This is a genomic window from Pseudomonas sp. A34-9 (genome assembly GCF_029543085.1).
Taxonomy (GTDB): domain Bacteria; phylum Pseudomonadota; class Gammaproteobacteria; order Pseudomonadales; family Pseudomonadaceae; genus Aquipseudomonas.
This window is the reverse complement of sequence record NZ_CP119967.1, coordinates 2,183,687-2,201,200: the sequence shown is the minus strand read 5'-3', so window position 1 is coordinate 2,201,200 and position 17,514 is coordinate 2,183,687. Positions and strand designations below refer to the sequence as shown.

Annotated in this window: 11 protein-coding genes and 1 other RNA gene; 5 read left to right on the top strand and 7 right to left on the bottom strand. The window is 60.3% G+C overall.

Annotated elements, in window-relative coordinates; translation table 11 throughout:
* Positions 1-131: 131 nt before the first annotated feature.
* A complete protein-coding gene (locus P3G59_RS09840; RefSeq protein ID WP_277761370.1) occupies positions 132-902 on the top strand; it encodes a transporter substrate-binding domain-containing protein in 771 nt (256 codons plus the stop codon).
* A gap of 57 nt (positions 903-959) precedes the next feature.
* Here the strand turns inward: P3G59_RS09840 and P3G59_RS09835 are convergent, their stop codons facing one another.
* The 7 genes from P3G59_RS09835 to P3G59_RS09805 all read right to left on the bottom strand — a co-directional run bounded on the left by P3G59_RS09835 (position 960) and on the right by P3G59_RS09805 (position 11,014).
* A complete protein-coding gene (locus P3G59_RS09835) occupies positions 960-1,457 on the bottom strand; it encodes a hypothetical protein (RefSeq protein WP_277761369.1) in 498 nt (165 codons plus the stop codon).
* A 119-nt stretch (positions 1,458-1,576) separates the two neighbouring features.
* Positions 1,577-1,673, bottom strand: an RNA gene (ffs, locus tag P3G59_RS09830) — signal recognition particle sRNA small type.
* A 189-nt stretch (positions 1,674-1,862) separates the two neighbouring features.
* Entirely contained in the window at positions 1,863-3,026 is a 1,164-nt protein-coding gene (locus P3G59_RS09825; protein ID WP_277761368.1) for a putative zinc-binding metallopeptidase, read from the bottom strand.
* 154 nt (positions 3,027-3,180) lie between these two features.
* On the bottom strand, positions 3,181-5,538 hold the full coding sequence (gene ligA / locus P3G59_RS09820) for an NAD-dependent DNA ligase LigA (protein ID WP_277761367.1): 2,358 nt from the start codon (positions 5,536-5,538) through the stop codon (positions 3,181-3,183).
* A 148-nt stretch (positions 5,539-5,686) separates the two neighbouring features.
* Positions 5,687-6,550 carry a cell division protein ZipA gene (gene zipA, locus P3G59_RS09815; RefSeq protein ID WP_201148233.1) on the bottom strand — a complete coding sequence of 288 codons (864 nt, stop codon included), beginning with the start codon at positions 6,548-6,550 and terminating at the stop codon, positions 5,687-5,689.
* 313 nt (positions 6,551-6,863) lie between these two features.
* Positions 6,864-10,352 (bottom strand): chromosome segregation protein SMC, encoded by a 3,489-nt coding sequence (gene smc, locus P3G59_RS09810; RefSeq protein WP_277761366.1) that lies wholly within the window; start codon positions 10,350-10,352, stop codon positions 6,864-6,866.
* Between the two features lie 2 nt (positions 10,353-10,354).
* Positions 10,355-11,014, bottom strand: coding sequence for a GntR family transcriptional regulator (locus P3G59_RS09805; protein WP_038365421.1), 660 nt, complete (start codon positions 11,012-11,014; stop codon positions 10,355-10,357).
* 268 nt (positions 11,015-11,282) lie between these two features.
* Here P3G59_RS09805 and xdhA point away from each other — a divergent pair, with 268 nt between their 5' ends.
* The 4 genes from xdhA to guaD all read left to right on the top strand — a co-directional run bounded on the left by xdhA (position 11,283) and on the right by guaD (position 17,423).
* Entirely contained in the window at positions 11,283-12,737 is a 1,455-nt protein-coding gene (xdhA, locus tag P3G59_RS09800; protein WP_277761365.1) for a xanthine dehydrogenase small subunit, read from the top strand.
* Entirely contained in the window at positions 12,730-15,129 is a 2,400-nt protein-coding gene (gene xdhB, locus P3G59_RS09795; protein ID WP_277761364.1) for a xanthine dehydrogenase molybdopterin binding subunit, read from the top strand. Before xdhA ends, xdhB begins: the two co-directional genes overlap by 8 nt.
* A gap of 118 nt (positions 15,130-15,247) precedes the next feature.
* Positions 15,248-16,105, top strand: a complete 858-nt coding sequence (gene xdhC / locus P3G59_RS09790; RefSeq protein ID WP_277761363.1) for a xanthine dehydrogenase accessory protein XdhC — start codon at positions 15,248-15,250, stop codon at positions 16,103-16,105.
* A 13-nt stretch (positions 16,106-16,118) separates the two neighbouring features.
* Positions 16,119-17,423: a guanine deaminase gene (guaD, locus tag P3G59_RS09785; RefSeq protein WP_277761362.1), complete on the top strand. Its 1,305-nt coding sequence runs from the start codon at positions 16,119-16,121 to the stop codon at positions 17,421-17,423.
* Positions 17,424-17,514: the final 91 nt, after the last annotated feature.

The following is a 17,514-nucleotide window of genomic DNA, read 5'->3' as shown; positions in this document are numbered from 1 at the left end:
ACGAAGGAAGCTGAAGCGGCTAATGCTAGCGGAGCAAGGGCAAAATTGCATCCGGTGTCCTCGTCTAATATGGCTAAGCTGCATCAGCAGAGGCTTTTATCGGCTCGGGATCGGGAATTACCGGAGCGTTTATGCGGTGGGCCGTGGGGGCGTTGCTGGGAATCAGCCTGAACGTGACGGCAGCGGAAACCCCGTTGCGCTTCGCCATGCCCGACAGCTGGGCCATGCCGATGGTGCAATTCGAACGCGGCCGCCCGACCCAGGGCATCCTTTACGATGTGATGCTCAGCCTGGCCACGCAGGTGGGGGTACCGGCCGAGTTTCACGTTCTGCCGCGTGCCCGGGTCCAGGGCGCCATGGAACACGGCGAGATCGACGTGCGCTGCTATGCCGCGCAGTCGTGGCTGCCGAATCAGTCGGGGGATTACATCTGGAGTCTTCCGTTGCTGTTTCAACGTGACCTGCTGATCAGCCGCAAGGATCAAGCGGCCAGCGCCGATCCCGCTCACCTGCCCCGCCAATCCATCGGCACCGTGCTGGGCTACACCTACCCGACTCTGCAACCGTTGTTCGACGCTGATCGGTTGCAACGCGAAGATGCGCGTAATCAGGAGCAGGTGTTGGAGAAATTGCTGGCCGGGCGCTATCGCTATGCGGTGAGCAATCAGTGGACGCTGGATTGGTTTAACCAGCGATTGATGCCTGAGCAGCAACTGCAAGGTGTCGCCGTGTTACAGGAGCAAAAGGTCGGTTGCTATGTGCGCAATGACCCAAAAGTGCCGGTGCAGCGGATTTTGCGCACGTTGTTGCGGATGAAAATGTCGGGGGAGATTGATGAGATTATCCGCTTGTATACCGGACGCCTCGAGCCGGATGCCGAGAGCACGGCAAAGACAAAATAAAAAACCACCTGTACAGGTGGTTTTTTTTGCGAGCCAACAGCGCGTTTGGCTGAACCCTTACGGTTGCACAAAGCGCCCGGCAAATCGCCAGTGTTGCGGCGAGTGGCGCGTCATCACGATCAGATCGCCTTTTTTGACATTGATCCGGCTTTGCATCGGAATCAGTCGGGGATCCTTTACGACGGTATCTTCAGACGCCACGGTGTAAGAAAAACCGGCCCAACGATGAACACCGTCGTAGAGCTCGCAATCGAGCGACGGAAAGGCGCCCGTCGTGCCTACGCACTTGGTGACTTCTTCGGTGTAGAGCGGGGTCATCTTATCCGCGCCGTAGTAGGCCAGAATGTAACCCTCGGTGGAGTTCTTCAGTTCCAGCGTGGTGTAACCCGCCGAGTCGCCACCGTCATCGGTGAGTTCGACCTTGCGCGAAAAGTAGTCGCGGGCCGCCGCGGTTTGCGCATCCTGAGCCTTCTGCTGCTCGGGCGTCAGCGGCGTGGCGCAGGCTGCGAGCAGCGTCGATGCCAACAGGCAGAGGAAGAGTTTTGGAAATGACATGAGTGGCCTCCTGGCAACAGCAAAGAATGAAGCGGAAGATTGACAGGCACAAAAAAACCGCAGTGGGCGAAACCCATGCAGTTCTGTTTGAAGCGTTCGATTGTTCGTTAAGGTGGTAACCCCACCAGCCACACCCCGGCACACAATGTTCCCGCTGTGGCTGCTGCCTTCCGGCTCTGACCAGGTTCACGGGTAATCGTTGCGGGGGGACCGATGGGGTCACCATAACGACGCTTGCCTGTCGGCGAGCCGCGCCATTGTACCTATCTGAGATGAAGTTACAACCGTTGGTTGCAGATTAAAAATATGAATAGCTTCAAGGACATAAAGATCGCAGCCTGCGGCAGTTCCTACAGGAGAGCGCGGATCCATGTAGGAGCTGCCGAAGGCTGCGATCTTTTGCCGCTACAGGGCCAGTACCTCATCCGCCTTGCCACCGGCCTGCTGGATCACCAGATGAATGAAGTGCAGCTTGGCAATCGCCGGTGCCGGCAACACGAACGGGTAGAAATCCGGCTGGCCCATGCTCCGTGACAGCTCATTGAGCATGCCGGCCAGTTCGATCCACGCGTTGACGAACGACAGGAACGCCTCGCCGCCGGGGTGCTCGGGGTCATACAAGGTGCTGGTCGGAAACGGCTGGTAGTCGAAATCCATTTCCCGTGCGCTCATGCCAAAGCCCAGCGCTGTGTCCACGGCGTCCATCATGTGCAGGTAATGCGCCCAGGTTTCTGCCCAGTCCTCCCAAGGGTGCATGGTCGCGTAGGCGCTGACATAGTGTTGCGGCCAGTCCAGCGGTGCGCCTTGTTGATAATGGCGATCAAGCGCCTCGGCGTAACTGGCGCGTTCGTCGCCGAACAGGCTGCGGAATGAATCAAGCCATGGGCCGTTGGCGATCAGGCGATCCCAGTAGTAATGGCCGACCTCATGGCGAAAATGCCCGAGCAGTGTGCGATAGGGTTCATGCATCGCCGCCCTCACCTGCTCGCGGTGGGCGTCGTCGGCTTCTTTGATGTCGAGGGTGATCAGGCCGTTGGCGTGGCCGGTCATCGGTGCGTTGCCTTCAAGGTCGACGCCGATGAAATCGAAAGCCAGCCCGGTGTTTTCATTCACGGTTTTCGGAATGACGGGCAGGCCGAGGGTGATCAGCTGCGCGACCAGTCGCCGCTTGGCGATTTCAACTTTGCGCCAGCGCTCTGGGTTGTCCGGATCGGACAGATCGGGGATGGTCCGGTTGAGGCTGCAAGCAATGCACAGGCTGTCGTGGTCGTTGGCCGGCAGCAGCCAGTTGCACGCGGCAGGCGTGTCGAGGTTGGCGCAACGACGGAACAGTCCGGCGTCGGGATCGGCGTCGAGCGTCCAGGTGCCTTCGTATGGCCCCGGTTGCAGCGAAGTCAGGCGACTTTCTTCCGGTTGATAACCGAGCAAGGCGTTACAGGCCAGGCACTGGCTGTTGCGAAAGAACAGCGACTGGCCGCAGCGGCACGGCCAGACCTTGCTGTTGCGTGAGGATTCGCCCATGAACGGCGCGATGATGCGGGAACTGAGCTGCTCGAAAAAGCGGTGCATGGCGATCTCTCCCTGGGGCTTGCCAAGACTAGATCATTGCCGCGCATAGATCGTTCCCACGCTCTGCGTGGGAATGCCGCCCCGGACGCTCCGCGTCCGCTGTGACGCAGAGCGTCACGGGATGCGTTACCACGCGGAGCGTGGGAACGATCTGTTAAGCGCTGATCCCATGTCCTTTCAGGAAGGCGATAAACGCCTCTTCATCCATCACCTTCACGCCCAGTTCATTGGCCTTGGTCAGCTTGGAACCGGCGCCGGGGCCTGCGACCACGCAGTGAGTCTTCGCCGACACGGAACCGGCAACCTTGGCGCCAAGGCTTTCCAAGTGTTCCTTGGCGACATCACGGCTCATTAACTCGACCTTGCCGGTCAGCACCCAGGTCTCGCCGGACAGCGGCAGGCCTTCGACGACTTTCTTCTCGCTTTGCCAGTGCATGCCGAAATCGCGCAATTGCTGTTCGGCTGCCTCAGCCAGCTGCCGATGCTCAGGCAACGCAAAAAACTCGCGAACCGAATTGGCCTGCTTCTCCGGCAATGCCTGACGCATATCCAGCCAGTCAGCATCCATCACCGCTTCCAGCGAGCCAAACTTGTCTGCGAGTTTCTGCGCGCCACCGGGGCCGACCGAAGGAATGTGCAGCTTGTCGAGCAAGCCACCCAACGTGGTGCTGGCCGCGAATTCGGCGCCCAGCTCACCCTGATCCTGAATCTGCAAACCATGACCGAGCAATTCGGTAATCACCTGCTGGTTATGCGCATCTTCGAAGAAGCTGTGAATCTCGTGCGCCACTTCCAGCCCCACATCCGGCAGGTAGGTCAGTACTTGCGGCAGCGCCTGCTGCACGCGCGCAAGCGAGCCCAGCGAGCGCGCCAGCACCTTGGCGGTCTCCTCGCCGACATCGGGAATGCCCAGCGCATAGATGAAGCGCGCCAGCCCCGGCTTCTTGCTGTCTTCAATCGCCGCCAGCAGCTTGTTGCTGGAGACTTCGGCGAAACCTTCCAGATCGACGATGTCTTCGAACTTCAATGCATACAGATCGGCCGGCGAGCTGACCAGACCTTCGTCGACCAGTTGCTCGACACTCTTGTCGCCAAGGCCTTCGATATCCATCGCCCGGCGCGAGACGAAGTGGATGATCGCCTGCTTGAGTTGCGCACCACAGGCCAGTCGCCCGACGCAGCGATACACCGCGCCTTCGCTGACGGTTTCCTTGCCCTTGCTGCGCTTGATCAGTTGCGTGCGCTCGACGTGCGAACCGCAGACCGGGCAGCTCTCGGGAATCGCCACCGGCCGTGCGTTTTCCGGGCGACGTTCCAGAACCACCTGCACCACCTGCGGAATCACATCACCGGCGCGACGGATTATCACGGTGTCGCCGATCATCAGGCCCAGACGCGCGACTTCATCCATATTGTGCAGCGTGGCGTTGGCCACGGTGACACCGGCAACCTTGACCGGTTTCAAACGAGCGACCGGAGTGACAGCGCCGGTACGACCGACTTGAAACTCGACGTCGAGCAGCTCGGTGAGTTCTTCCATCGCCGGAAATTTATGCGCGATCGCCCAGCGTGGTTCGCGGGCGCGAAAGCCCAGCTCGCGCTGATCGGCAATGCTGTTGACCTTGAACACCACGCCGTCGATTTCATAGGCCAGCGAATTACGGCGCGCGCCGATGTCGCGGTAGTAATCGAGGCATTCGCCAATGCCCTTGGCCAGCTTCAGTTCATGACTGATCGGCATGCCCCACTTCTGCAACTGCTTGAGGTTGCCGATGTGCGTGTCGGCAATATCGTGGGAGACCTGGCCGATGCCGTAGCAGCAGAATTCCAGTGGACGGTTAGCGGTGATCTTCGAATCGAGCTGACGCAAGCTGCCGGCCGCGGCGTTGCGCGGGTTGGCGAAGGTCTTGCCGCCGACTTCCAGTTGCGAGGCGTTGAGCCGCTCGAAACCGGCCTTGGACATGAACACTTCACCGCGTACTTCCAGCGTCGCCGGCCAGCCCTCGCCGTGCAGCTTCAGCGGGATGTTGCGCACGGTGCGTACGTTGACGCTGATGTCTTCGCCAGTGGTGCCGTCGCCGCGCGTGGCGCCGCGCACCAGCACGCCGTCCTGATACAGCAGGCTGACCGCCAGGCCATCGAGTTTCGGCTCGCAGCTGTATTCCACCGCCGCACCGCCGCCGAACAGATCGCCCGCCGGCAGATCCAGACCTTCGGTGACGCGGCGATCGAACTCGCGCATGTCGCTTTCTTCGAAGGCGTTGCCGAGGCTGAGCATCGGCACTTCGTGACGCACCTGAGTGAACGCGGTCAGCGCCACGCTGCCGACGCGCTGGGTCGGCGAATCGCTGGTGATCAGTTCCGGGTTGGCCGCTTCCAGCGCCTTGAGCTCGTGGAACAACCGGTCGTACTCGGCGTCCGGAATGCTCGGCTCGTCGAGGACGTGGTAACGGTAGTTGTGCTGATCGAGTTCAGCACGCAGCTCGAGTATGCGGTTTTTGGCGGCGGTCATGGGTGTTCTCTCATAAAGCAAAAGAGCAGCCGAGGCTGCTCCAGTTTCATCATTTAAAGATCGCAGCCTCGTTGCACTCGACAGCTCCTACAGGGATCGCGTTCCTCTGTAGGAGCTGCCGAAGGCTGCGATCTTTTGATCTTGGCCTTTAGCGCTTCTGGGTCAAGGCGCGGCGTTCGAATTCGACGATGCGCTGACGGTAGTGCTCGATGGTCTGCGCGGTCAGCACGCTGCGCTGGTCATCTTTCAGTTCGCCGTTCAGTTCCTGCGACAGCTTGCGGGCTGCCGCCACCATCACGTCGAAGGCTTGCTTCGGATGACGCGGGCCTGGCAGGCCGAGGAAGAAGCTCACCGCCGGGGTGCTGAAATGGTCGATGTCGTCCAGATCAAAGATACCCGGCTTGACCGCATTGGCCATGGAGAACAGCACTTCACCGTTGCCGGCCATGCTTTCGTGGCGATGGAAGATATCCATCTCACCGAAACGCAGACCGCTTTCGAGAATGTTCTGCAACAGCGCCGGGCCTTTGAAGCCAGCGGCATCACGGCAGATCACGCTGATGACCAATACTTCTTCAGCTTGCGGCTGATCCTTGTCGACCACGGCCGGCGACGGCTTGGTGTCTTCTACGAAGTCGTCGTCACGGCTGCTGAAGCTCGGGCCGTCATCCAGATCGAGGTTGAGGTTCAGGTCACCCTGCGCCGGACCGTTGCTGCCACGTTTGCCACGTTTCGAACCGGATTCGCGAGGCTCGCGTGCTTCGCGGGCCGGCATGCTCACCGACGGCAGATCGTGTTCGTCCAGCTGTGGTTCTTTATGGTTGTCCAGAACACGGGCCGGGCCCAACAGCTCGGCGCTGGTGTCCTCGTCCGGCAGGTTGGACAGACTTCGGTCAAGACGGAATTTCAGTTTTCCCTTGCCGCCGCGCATACGGCGCCAGCCATCGAAAAGAATACCGGCTATCACAATGATGCCGATGACGATCAGCCACTCGCGCAGACCGATTTCCATGTAATCCCGTGCCTCTATAAAAAATGCTGAAAAATAAGGGGTTTACATTGTGCAAACCGCTTTAAAACGTGGCGCCAACTCTATGTTCTGACAGGCGTTTTGCCCACGTATACGAAAAATTGACATTAAACTAGCACGACCAAAGACAACTTTACACCGTCTGTCGAAATCGCTGCGCAAATTGTGTCGATTTGCCACTTTCATTCAAATAGTCAGTCTGTTGTCATCTTTGCGCAGCTCAGCTGCAAGTCGCGAGCTTCAAGCCACAAGCTCTTCTCTTGCAGCTTGCAGCTTATCGCTCGAAGCTGCGCCGCTAGGCGTCCACCATCGCCATCGCCTCCTCGACATCCACGGCCACCAGTCGCGAACAACCCGGCTCATGCATCGTTACGCCCATCAACTGCTCGGCCATTTCCATGGCGATCTTGTTGTGGGTGATATAGATGAACTGCACGGTCTGCGACATCTCTTTGACCAAACGTGCGTAGCGTCCAACGTTAGCGTCATCCAGCGGCGCGTCAACTTCATCGAGCATGCAGAACGGCGCCGGGTTCAACTTGAAGATCGCAAAAACCAGTGCCAGCGCGGTCAGGGCTTTTTCCCCGCCGGAGAGCAAATGGATGGTGCTGTTCTTCTTCCCTGGTGGCTGCGCCATGATCGTTACCCCTGTATCGAGTAGATCTTCGCCCGTCAGTTCCAAATACGCCCGTCCGCCACCGAAAACTTTTGGAAAAAGTGCCTGTAAACCGCCATTGATCTGATCAAAGGTATCTTTGAAGCGATTACGGGTTTCCTTGTCGATCTTGCGTATAACGTTTTCCAGGGTCTCCAGCGCTTCGACCAGATCGGCATCCTGCGCATCCAGATAACGCTTGCGCTCGGACTGTTGCGTGTATTCATCGATGGCCGCGAGGTTGATCGCACCCAGGCGCTGAATCCGCGCGCTGATGCGTTCGAGTTCTTCTTCGGCTTCGCGTTCACTGGCTTGCGCGGTTAATGTCGCGAGCACGCCGTTGAGATCGTAGCCGTCTTCGAGCAATTGATCCTGCAAGGCCTTGCGGCGCACGGTCAGGGCTTGCCATTCCATGCGCTGCTGCTCGAGCTGACCGCGAATAAGCTGCGATTGCTGCTCGGCCTGAGTCCGGCGTTTTTCCGCGTCGCGCAATTCGCGGTCGGCATCTTCGAGAGCGATCTGCGCAGTCTTGAGTTCTTCGTCGACGGTCATGCGCTTGTCGAGCAGTTCTTCGAGTTTCAGGCGCAGCTCTTCCAGCGGCGCCTCGCCCTCCTCCAGATTCAGACTCAACTGTTCGCGCTTTTCGGTCAGGCGCTCGGCCTGCATTTCCAGACGCTCCAGGGCTTGGCGCGTGGAGTCGTGCTGCGCGCGCAACGAGCCAAGACGCACGGCCAACTGGTGCGCGTGGTCCTTGTGCTGGCGCGCTTCCTGACGCACACGGTCGAGGCGTTCGCGCAGGCTGTCGCGCTGGGCCAGCAGCAACTCGCGCTGCTCGGTGTCCAGTGCCATCGCATCGAGGGCTTCCTGCAACTGCATGCGCGCTTCGCCGACTTGTTCGTGCTCAAGCTCGCGTTGTTCGCCGAGTTCGACCAGCTCTTCATCGAGACGGGTACGGCGCAAGGTCAGCTGTTCGGCCTTGGCTTTACCGGCGGACAGCTGCGCTTTCAACTCGCCCTGCTGGCGCGCTTCGTCTTGCAGCAAACGGCGCAAATGTTCGCGACCGTTTTCCTGCTGACGCTGTTGCGCGCGCAGGGTTTGCAAGCGAGTTTCCATGGCCTCGACCGTGGCTTCTTTCTCTTCGCGTTCAAGGTGCAGCGCTTCGATTTCCTGGCCACGGGCGAGCATGCCGCTTTCCGCTTCGCTGGCACGACGTACGCGCAGGAAGTGTCGGCCGACCCAGTAACCATCGCGGCTGATCAGGCTCTCGCCGGCGCTTAACTGCCCGCGCAAGGCCAAGGCCTGCTCAAGGCTGTCGACCGGTTTGACCTGACCGAGCCACGGCGACAGATCGATCTGCGCGTCGACCTTATCGAGCAAGCTGCCGGCGACCCGCACGCCATCGCTGGCCGGGCTGAGCAGGCGCAAATCGCCCTGCGTGAACCCGGACAAATCGAAGCCACTGAAATCGTCGACCAGCACCGCTTGCAGATCGGCGCCGAGCACGGTTTCCACCGCCAATTCCCAACCGGCCTCGACCTTCAGGCCTTCGGCCAGACGCGGACGTTCGGCGAGGTTATGTTCCTTCAGCCATTCGGCGGTGCCAGTGCCCGGATCCAGTGCTGCTTGCTGCAAGGCTTCAAGGGACGCCAGGCGACCGTTGAGGCGCTGCAAGTCCCCCTGTGCCTGCTGCTGCGCGGTCAGCGCTTGCTGCAATTCCTGACGCAGTTGTTCGAGTTTCTCGACCTGTGCTTCTTCGCTGGTCTGCAAATCTTCCAGAGTCGCTTCGGATTCGGCGAGCTGCTCGTTGAGTTCCATGATCGCCGCGTCTTCGGGATCTGCCGAGAGCAGCGCGCGTTCTTCACCGAGACGTTTTTGCCGGTCGGCGAGGCGCTCCATGCTGGTTTCCAGCTGCTGGATGCGCGACTGCTGCACTTCGGCCTGACGGCGCGGTTCGGCGGAGGTCAGGTTGAAGGCGTCCCACTGCTCCTGCCAGCCATGCATGACGGATTCGGAATCTTCCAGCGCAGCGGCGGCTTCTTCTGCGGCAGCGTTGGTGACTTCCTGCTCGGGGGTGAGCATGTCCAGCTCTTCGCCGAGGGTCAGCAGCAACGTGCGGTCGTGGCCCAGATGCGATTCGGTTTCCAGGCGGGCGCGCTCGGCTTCTTTCAAGTCGTCCTGCAACTGCCGCAGACGTTGCTGGCCGTGCTGGATGCTCTGCTCGACCCGGGCGATGTCGCCGCCGACCGAATAAAAGCGACCTTGCACCAGATTGAAGCGTTCGGACAGGTCATGGTGACCGTCGCGCAGGCGCTCGATGGCCGCGTCGGCATTGCGCTGCTCGGCGACCAAGGCTTCGAAACTGATTTCCTGGGTGCCGATGATCGACTCGCGCTGGCCGACCTGATCGTTAAGATCCTGCCAGCGCAGGGCCGACAGTTGCGCCTTGAGCTGACGCTCCTCGGCTTTGAATTCCTGATACTTCTTCGCCGCTTCGGCCTGACGGTGCAGGCGTTCGAGTTGACGTTCCAGCTCATCGCGCAAGTCAGTCAGGCGCGCGAGGTTTTCGTGGGTGCGGCGGATGCGGTTTTCGGTCTCGCGGCGGCGCTCTTTATATTTCGAGATGCCGGCCGCTTCTTCGATGAAATTACGCAGGTCTTCGGGCTTGGATTCGATCAGCTTGGAGATCATCCCCTGCTCGATGATCGAGTAGCTGCGCGGGCCCAGACCGGTGCCGAGGAAGATATCGGTAATGTCACGACGCCGGCATTTAGTGCCGTTGAGGTAATAAGTGGTCTGGCTGTCGCGGGTGACTTTGCGGCGAATCGAAATCTCCGCGTAGGCCGCGTATTCGCCGAGCAAGGTGCCGTCGGAGTTGTCGAAAACCAGCTCGATACTGGCCTGACTCACCGGTTTGCGACTGGTCGAACCGTTGAAGATGACGTCGGTCATCGATTCGCCACGCAGGTTCTTCGCCGAACTTTCGCCCATCACCCAGCGTACGGCGTCGATGATGTTCGACTTGCCGCAACCGTTCGGCCCGACGACCGCCGCCATGTTACTGGGGAAGTTCACCGTGGTCGGGTCGACGAAGGATTTGAATCCCGCCAGTTTGATGCACTTGAGCCGCACGCTTAGGCAACCGTCAGGGCGGACACCACCAGATCGCAGCTGCGCTGGGCGTATGCCGTCAGCACGATGCGGATCTGCGGTAAATCACGGGCAAGCACGGCGGCCAGCAAGCGTTCGAACAGTTCAAGGAACTCGCTCATGGAGGCCTTGCGCTGTTCGAGGGCGAGGAAGTACGCACGGCTCATCGCCGGTTGCAGGTTCTCGACGGTCTCTTGCAGGTACGGGTTGTTGGCGAACGGATAAGCGGCGCGCATCACGCTGAAGCTGTCGTCGACAAAGCTGCGGATGTCCTGACGCTCGTAGCTGGCGGTCAGGCGCTGCTGGATCTGCACGAACGGCGCCATGTCCGACTGCACTTGCCAGCCATTGGCCACCGAGTTACCGAGCAGGATGTACAGCTCGCTCATCAGCGTACACAGGCTCTGCACCTTGTGCGGCGTCAGTTCGGTGACGTGCGCACCACGGCGCGGCAGGATCGCGATCAGGTGGCGGCGTTCGAGGATCAGCAAGGCTTCGCGGACGGAGCCGCGGCTGACATTCAGTGCCAGCGTGACCTTCTGTTCCTGGATGCGCTCTCCCGGCTTCATTTCGCCACGAATGATGCGTTCGGCGAGGTGGTGAGCGATTTGCTCGGCGAGGCTGTCCGGCGCCTTGAACGTCATGGTTGTCCTTCAAACTCTATCGATCTGCACAAGCGGCGCAGTGTAGCGCATAAGCACGGTCATGGCGGAGTGCCCTCTCAGCGGTTTTTGGCACGAATCCCGCAAAAAAGCGGGGTGACCGATGAGGGTCAATACTGAATAGACACGTTGTTGATCGACGAAATGCATTTTCCTGACCTTTAAGTCAGAAAACCATTGACCGAAAAGTCAGACCTGCTAAATTCGGTTCACGTCGGTTAACAACAATAATGAGTCTGCGAGGCCTTCCGTGATCCAGTTTTTACTTAACCAGGAACTCCGTAGCGAGCACGCCCTGGACCCGAATCTGACTGTGCTCAATTACCTGCGTGAACACGTCGGTAAATCGGGCACCAAAGAAGGTTGTGCCAGCGGTGACTGCGGCGCCTGCACCGTGGTGGTCGGTGAGTTGCAAACGGATGACGATGGCCGCGAATACATTCGCTATCGCAGCCTCAACTCGTGCCTGACCTTTGTATCGTCGCTGCACGGCAAACAACTGATCAGCGTCGAAGACCTCAAGCACAAAGGCGAACTGCACAGCGTGCAGAAAGCCATGGTCGAGTGCCACGGTTCGCAGTGCGGTTTCTGCACCCCCGGCTTCGTCATGTCGCTGTTCGCCCTGCAAAAGAACAGCGATGCACCGGATCACGCCAAGGCCCACGAAGCGCTGGCCGGCAACCTCTGCCGCTGCACCGGCTACCGCCCTATTCTGGCGGCTGCCGAGCAATCCTGCTGTGGCAAGCAAGCGGATCAGTTCGATGCACGCGAAGCAGACACCATCGCGCGCCTGAAAGCCATCGCCCCGACCGATATCGGCGAACTCAACAGCGGCGACAAGCGCTGCCTGGTGCCGCTGACTGTCGCTGATCTGGCCGACCTCTACGACGCGTATCCACAAGCGCGCCTGCTCGCCGGCGGTACCGATCTGGCCCTGGAAGTCACCCAGTTCCACCGCACCTTGCCGGTGATGATCTACGTCGGCAACGTCGCGGAAATGAAGCGCATCGACACCTTTGAAGACCGCATCGAAATCGGCGCCGCCACCGCCCTCTCCGACTGCTACGAAGCGCTGAACGCCGAGTACCCGGACTTCGGCGAACTGCTGCACCGCTTCGCCTCCCTGCAGATCCGCAACCAGGGCACCCTCGGCGGCAACATCGGCAACGCCTCGCCAATCGGCGACTCGCCGCCGCTGCTGATCGCCCTCGGCGCGCAGGTCGTGCTGTGCAAAGGCGAAACCCGCCGTACCTTGAACCTCGAAGATTACTTCATCGATTACAAAGTCACTGCCCGTCAGGAAAGTGAATTCATCGAGAAGATCATCGTGCCGCGCGCCACGGCCGAGCAGCTGTTTCGCGCCTATAAAGTCTCCAAGCGCCTGGACGACGACATCTCCGCCGTCTGCGCCGCGTTCAACCTGCGCGTCGAGAACGGCGTGATCACCGATGCGCGCATGGCGTTCGGCGGCATGGCTGCGATCCCGAAACGCGCCGCCCATTGTGAAGCCGCGCTGATCGGTGCGCCGTTCAACAACGCCGTGGTCGAACGTGCCTGCGCCGCACTGGCCGAAGACTTCACACCGCTCTCGGACTTCCGCGCCAGCAAGGAATATCGCCTGCTCAGCGCGCAGAACCTGCTGCGCAAATACTTCATCGAACTGCAAACACCGCACATCGAGACTCGGGTGACCGCTTATGTCTAACCATCACGGCGTAGAGAAAACTCAAGCTGAACTGGCTGAATTGTTCGCCAAGGATCTGACCTCCGGTGTCGGCCGCAGCGTCAAACACGACAGCGCCGCCAAGCACGTGTCCGGTGAAGCGCAGTACATTGATGACCGCCTGGAATTTCCCAACCAGCTGCACCTTTATGCACGCATGTCGGACCGCGCCCACGCGAAAATCATCAGCATCGACACCTCGCCGTGCTACGCCTTCGAAGGCGTGCGCATCGCCATCACCCACGAAGACGTGCCGGGCCTGAAAGACATCGGCCCATTGATGCCGGGCGACCCGCTGCTGGCCATCGATGACGTGCAATTTGTCGGTCAACCGGTGCTTGCCGTTGCCGCGAAGGATCTGGAAACCGCGCGCAAAGCCGCGATGGCCGCGATCATCGAATACGAAGATCTCGAGCCAGTGCTCGACGTGGTCGAAGCCCTGCGCAAGCGCCACTTCGTGCTCGACAGCCACACTCACCAGCGCGGCGATTCGGTCTCGGCGCTGGCGACCGCTGAACATCGCATTCAGGGCACGCTGCACATCGGCGGTCAGGAACACTTCTACCTGGAGACGCAAATCTCCTCGGTGATGCCCACCGAAGACGGCGGCATGATCGTCTACTGCTCGACGCAGAACCCGACCGAAGTGCAAAAACTGGTCGCCGAAGTACTCGACGTGTCGATGAACAAAATCGTCGTCGACATGCGTCGCATGGGTGGCGGTTTCGGCGGCAAGGAAACGCAAGCTGCCAGCCCGGCGTGCCTGTGCGCGGTGGTTGCGCACCTCACCGGTCAGCCGACCAAAATGCGCCTGCCGCGCGTCGAAGACATGCTGATGACCGGCAAGCGTCACCCGTTCTACGTCGAGTACGACGTCGGCTTCGACAGCACCGGGCGCCTGCACGGGATCAACATGGACCTGGCCGGCAACTGCGGCTGCTCACCGGACTTGTCCGCCTCCATCGTTGACCGCGCGATGTTCCACTCGGACAACTCGTACTACCTCGGTGACGCGACCATTCACGGTCACCGCTGCAAGACCAACACCGCGTCGAACACCGCTTACCGTGGTTTCGGTGGCCCGCAAGGCATGGTCGCGATCGAAGAAGTGATGGACGCGATTGCCCGTCACCTGCAACTCGATCCGCTCGCTGTGCGCAAGGCCAACTACTACGGCAAGACCGAGCGCAACGTCACCCACTACTACCAGACCGTCGAGCACAACATGCTCGAAGAGATGACCGCCGAACTGGAAGAAAGCAGCCAGTACCACGAGCGTCGCGAAGCGATCCGTCGCTACAACGCCAACAGCCCGATCCTGAAAAAAGGCCTGGCGCTGACGCCGGTAAAATTCGGCATTTCCTTTACCGCGAGCTTCTTGAACCAGGCCGGTGCGCTGATCCACATTTACACCGACGGCAGCATTCACCTGAACCATGGCGGCACGGAAATGGGTCAGGGCCTGAACACCAAAGTCGCGCAGGTCGTGGCCGAAGTGTTCCAGGTTGACATCGATCGTGTGCAGATCACCGCGACCAACACCGACAAGGTGCCAAACACCTCGCCGACGGCGGCGTCCAGCGGCGCTGACCTGAACGGTAAAGCGGCGCAGAACGCGGCGGAAATCATCAAGAAACGCCTGATCGAATTTGCGGCACGTCACTTCAAAGTCACTGAAGAAGACGTCGAATTCCACAACGGTCATGTGCGCGTTCGTGACCACATCCTGACCTTTGAAGCGCTGATCCAGCAGGCGTATTTCAATCAGGTTTCGCTGTCGAGCACCGGGTTCTACAAGACCCCGAAAATCTACTATGACCGCAGCCAGGCCCGCGGCCGTCCGTTCTACTACTTTGCCTTCGGCGCGGCGTGCTGCGAGGTAATCGTCGACACCCTGACCGGCGAGTACAAAATGCTGCGTACCGACATTCTTCACGACGTCGGCGCCTCGCTGAACCCGTCCATCGACATCGGCCAGGTCGAAGGTGGCTTCATCCAGGGCATGGGCTGGCTGACCATGGAGGAGCTGGTCTGGAACAACAAAGGCAAGCTGATGACCAACGGCCCGGCCAGCTACAAGATCCCGGCCGTGGCGGACATGCCGCTCGACCTGCGGGTGAAACTGGTGGAGAACCGCAAGAACCCGGAAGACACGGTGTTCCATTCCAAGGCTGTCGGTGAACCGCCGTTCATGCTCGGGATTGCCTCGTGGTGTGCGATCAAGGATGCGGTGGCGAGCCTCGGTGACTACAAGCATCAGCCGCAGATCGATGCGCCGGCAACGCCGGAGCGGGTGTTGTGGGGGTGCGAGCAGATGCGTCAGTTGAAGACGGTGAAAGCCGTTGAAGCTGAGACCGAGCTGGCTCCGCTCTAGGACCGAGGCGCGGCCATTCGCGAGCAGGCTCGCTCCCACAGGGGAATGCATTCCAAATGTGGGAGCGAGCCTGCTCGCGAAGAGGCCCGGACAGACAACGATGTTGTAGGGGTGAACTATGTACAACTGGATCGACGCCCTCGCCGACCTGCAAAACCAGGGCGAACCCTGTGTGCTGGTGACGATCATCGAAGAACTCGGCTCGACGCCACGCAATGCCGGCTCGAAAATGGTCATCAGCGCTAACCAGAGCTTCGACACCATCGGTGGCGGGCATCTGGAATACAAAGCCATGCAGATCGCCCGCGACATGCTCGCCAGCGGTAAGCAGGACACCCATCTGGAGCGCTTCAGCCTCGGCGCCAGCCTTGGCCAGTGCTGCGGCGGCGCCACCGTGTTGCTGTTCGAACCCATGGGCCAGGTGCAGGCGCAGATCGCTGTGTTCGGTGCCGGTCACGTTGGCCGCGCCTTGGTGCCGCTGCTCGCCAGCCTGCCCTGCCGGGTACGCTGGATCGATTCGCGCGAGACCGAATTCCCCGAACAGATCCCTCACGGCGTGCGTAAAATCGTCGCCGAAGAGCCGGTAGATGAAATCGATGAGCTGCCCGTCGGCAGCTACTGCATCGTCATGACCCACAACCATCAGCTCGACCTTGAACTCACTGCTGCGATCCTCAAGCGCAACGACTTTGCCTACTTCGGGCTGATTGGTTCAAAGACCAAACGCGCCAAGTTCGAACACCGTTTGCGTGATCGCGGCTTCGACAGCGGCGTCGTACAACGCATGCGCTGCCCGATGGGCATCGGCGAAGTCAAAGGCAAACTGCCTGTGGAAATCGCCATCTCCATCGCCGGCGAAATCATCGCCACCTATAACGCCAACTTCGGCCAGCAGACTGCCAGCGCCGAACCGATTGCCAAACTGCTGCCGGTTTCGCGGCGCAGTCAAGCCACCAAACTCAAAGCCTCAAACTGATTAGAGAACCCTCATGCCTCTGACTCGCAAAGCCTACCGCGCCGCCATCCTGCACAGCATCGCCGACCCCGCCGAAGTCGGGATCGAAGCCTCCTACGAATATTTCGAGGATGGCCTGCTGGTGGTCGATGGCGGCAAGATCAGCGCCCTTGGCCACGCCAGTGATTTGCTGCCGACCCTGCCGGCGGACATCGAAATCGAGCACTACCAAGACGCGCTGATTACCCCGGGCTTCATCGACACGCACATTCACCTGCCGCAAACCGGCATGGTCGGTGCCTACGGCGAGCAACTGCTCGACTGGCTCAACACCTACACCTTCCCGTGCGAAAGCCAGTTCGGCGACAAGGCCCACGCCGATGACGTCGCCGACATCTTCATCAAGGAACTGCTGCGCAACGGCACCACCACCGCACTGGTATTCGGCAGCGTGCACCCGCAGTCGGTGAACTCGTTCTTCGAAGCGGCCGAAAAGCTCGACCTGCGAATGATCGCCGGCAAGGTGATGATGGACCGCAACGCCCCGGACTATCTGACCGACACCGCAGAATCGAGCTACATCGAGAGCAAGGCGCTGATCGAGCGCTGGCACGGCAAGGGTCGCTTGCACTACGCGGTCACCCCGCGTTTCGCACCGACCAGCACCCCGGAACAACTGACCCTCGCCGGGCAACTGCTGACCGAATACCCGGATCTGTACATGCAGACCCACATCAGCGAGAACCTCAAGGAAATCGAGTGGGTCAAGGAACTGTTCCCGGAGCGCAAGGGCTACCTCGACGTTTACGATCACTACCAACTGCTCGGCGAGCGCTCGGTGTTTGCCCACGGTGTGCACCTGTGCGACGACGAATGCGCGCGTCTGGCAGAGACCGGTTCGGCGATCTCGTTCTGCCCGACCTCGAACTTCTTCCTCGGCAGCGGCTTGTTCAATCTGCCGATGGCCGAGAAGCACAAAGTGAATGTCGGCCTGGGCACTGACGTTGGCGGCGGTACCAGTTTCTCGCTGCTGCAGACGCTGAACGAAGCGTACAAAGTGATGCAACTGCAAGGGGCACGACTGAGCCCGTTCAAGTCGCTGTACCTGGCGACGCTGGGCGGTGCGCGGGCACTGCGCCTGGAAGACAAGATCGGTAATCTGCAACCGGGTTCGGATGCCGACTTCCTGGTGCTGGATTACAACGCTACACCGCTGCTGAGCTATCGCTTGAAGCAGGCCAATAACATTGCCGAAACGCTGTTTGTATTGATGACGCTGGGCGATGACCGCACGGTGCAGCAGACGTATGCGGCGGGTGCGTTGGTGCATCAGCGCTAAGTTTTTCAGGCATAAAAAATCCCCCGGTGGTGTTCACCCCGGGGGATTTTTATTGCCTGTCAGTACGCCTTCGCGAGCAGGCTCGCTCCCA

Bases quoted from the DNA above. Each gene is read 5' to 3' on its own strand.
- guaD (WP_277761362.1), top strand. From the start codon at position 16,119: ATGCCTCTGACTCGCAAAGCCTACCGCGCCGCCATCCTGCACAGCATC.
- P3G59_RS09840 (WP_277761370.1), top strand. From the start codon at position 132: ATGCGGTGGGCCGTGGGGGCGTTGCTGGGAATCAGCCTGAACGTGACG.
- ligA (WP_277761367.1), bottom strand. From the start codon at position 5,538: ATGACCGCCGCCAAAAACCGCATACTCGAGCTGCGTGCTGAACTCGAT.
- P3G59_RS09825 (WP_277761368.1), bottom strand. From the start codon at position 3,026: ATGCACCGCTTTTTCGAGCAGCTCAGTTCCCGCATCATCGCGCCGTTC.
- P3G59_RS09805 (WP_038365421.1), bottom strand. From the start codon at position 11,014: ATGACGTTCAAGGCGCCGGACAGCCTCGCCGAGCAAATCGCTCACCAC.
- zipA (WP_201148233.1), bottom strand. From the start codon at position 6,550: ATGGAAATCGGTCTGCGCGAGTGGCTGATCGTCATCGGCATCATTGTG.
- xdhB (WP_277761364.1), top strand. From the start codon at position 12,730: ATGTCTAACCATCACGGCGTAGAGAAAACTCAAGCTGAACTGGCTGAA.
- xdhC (WP_277761363.1), top strand. From the start codon at position 15,248: ATGTACAACTGGATCGACGCCCTCGCCGACCTGCAAAACCAGGGCGAA.
- P3G59_RS09835 (WP_277761369.1), bottom strand. From the start codon at position 1,457: ATGTCATTTCCAAAACTCTTCCTCTGCCTGTTGGCATCGACGCTGCTC.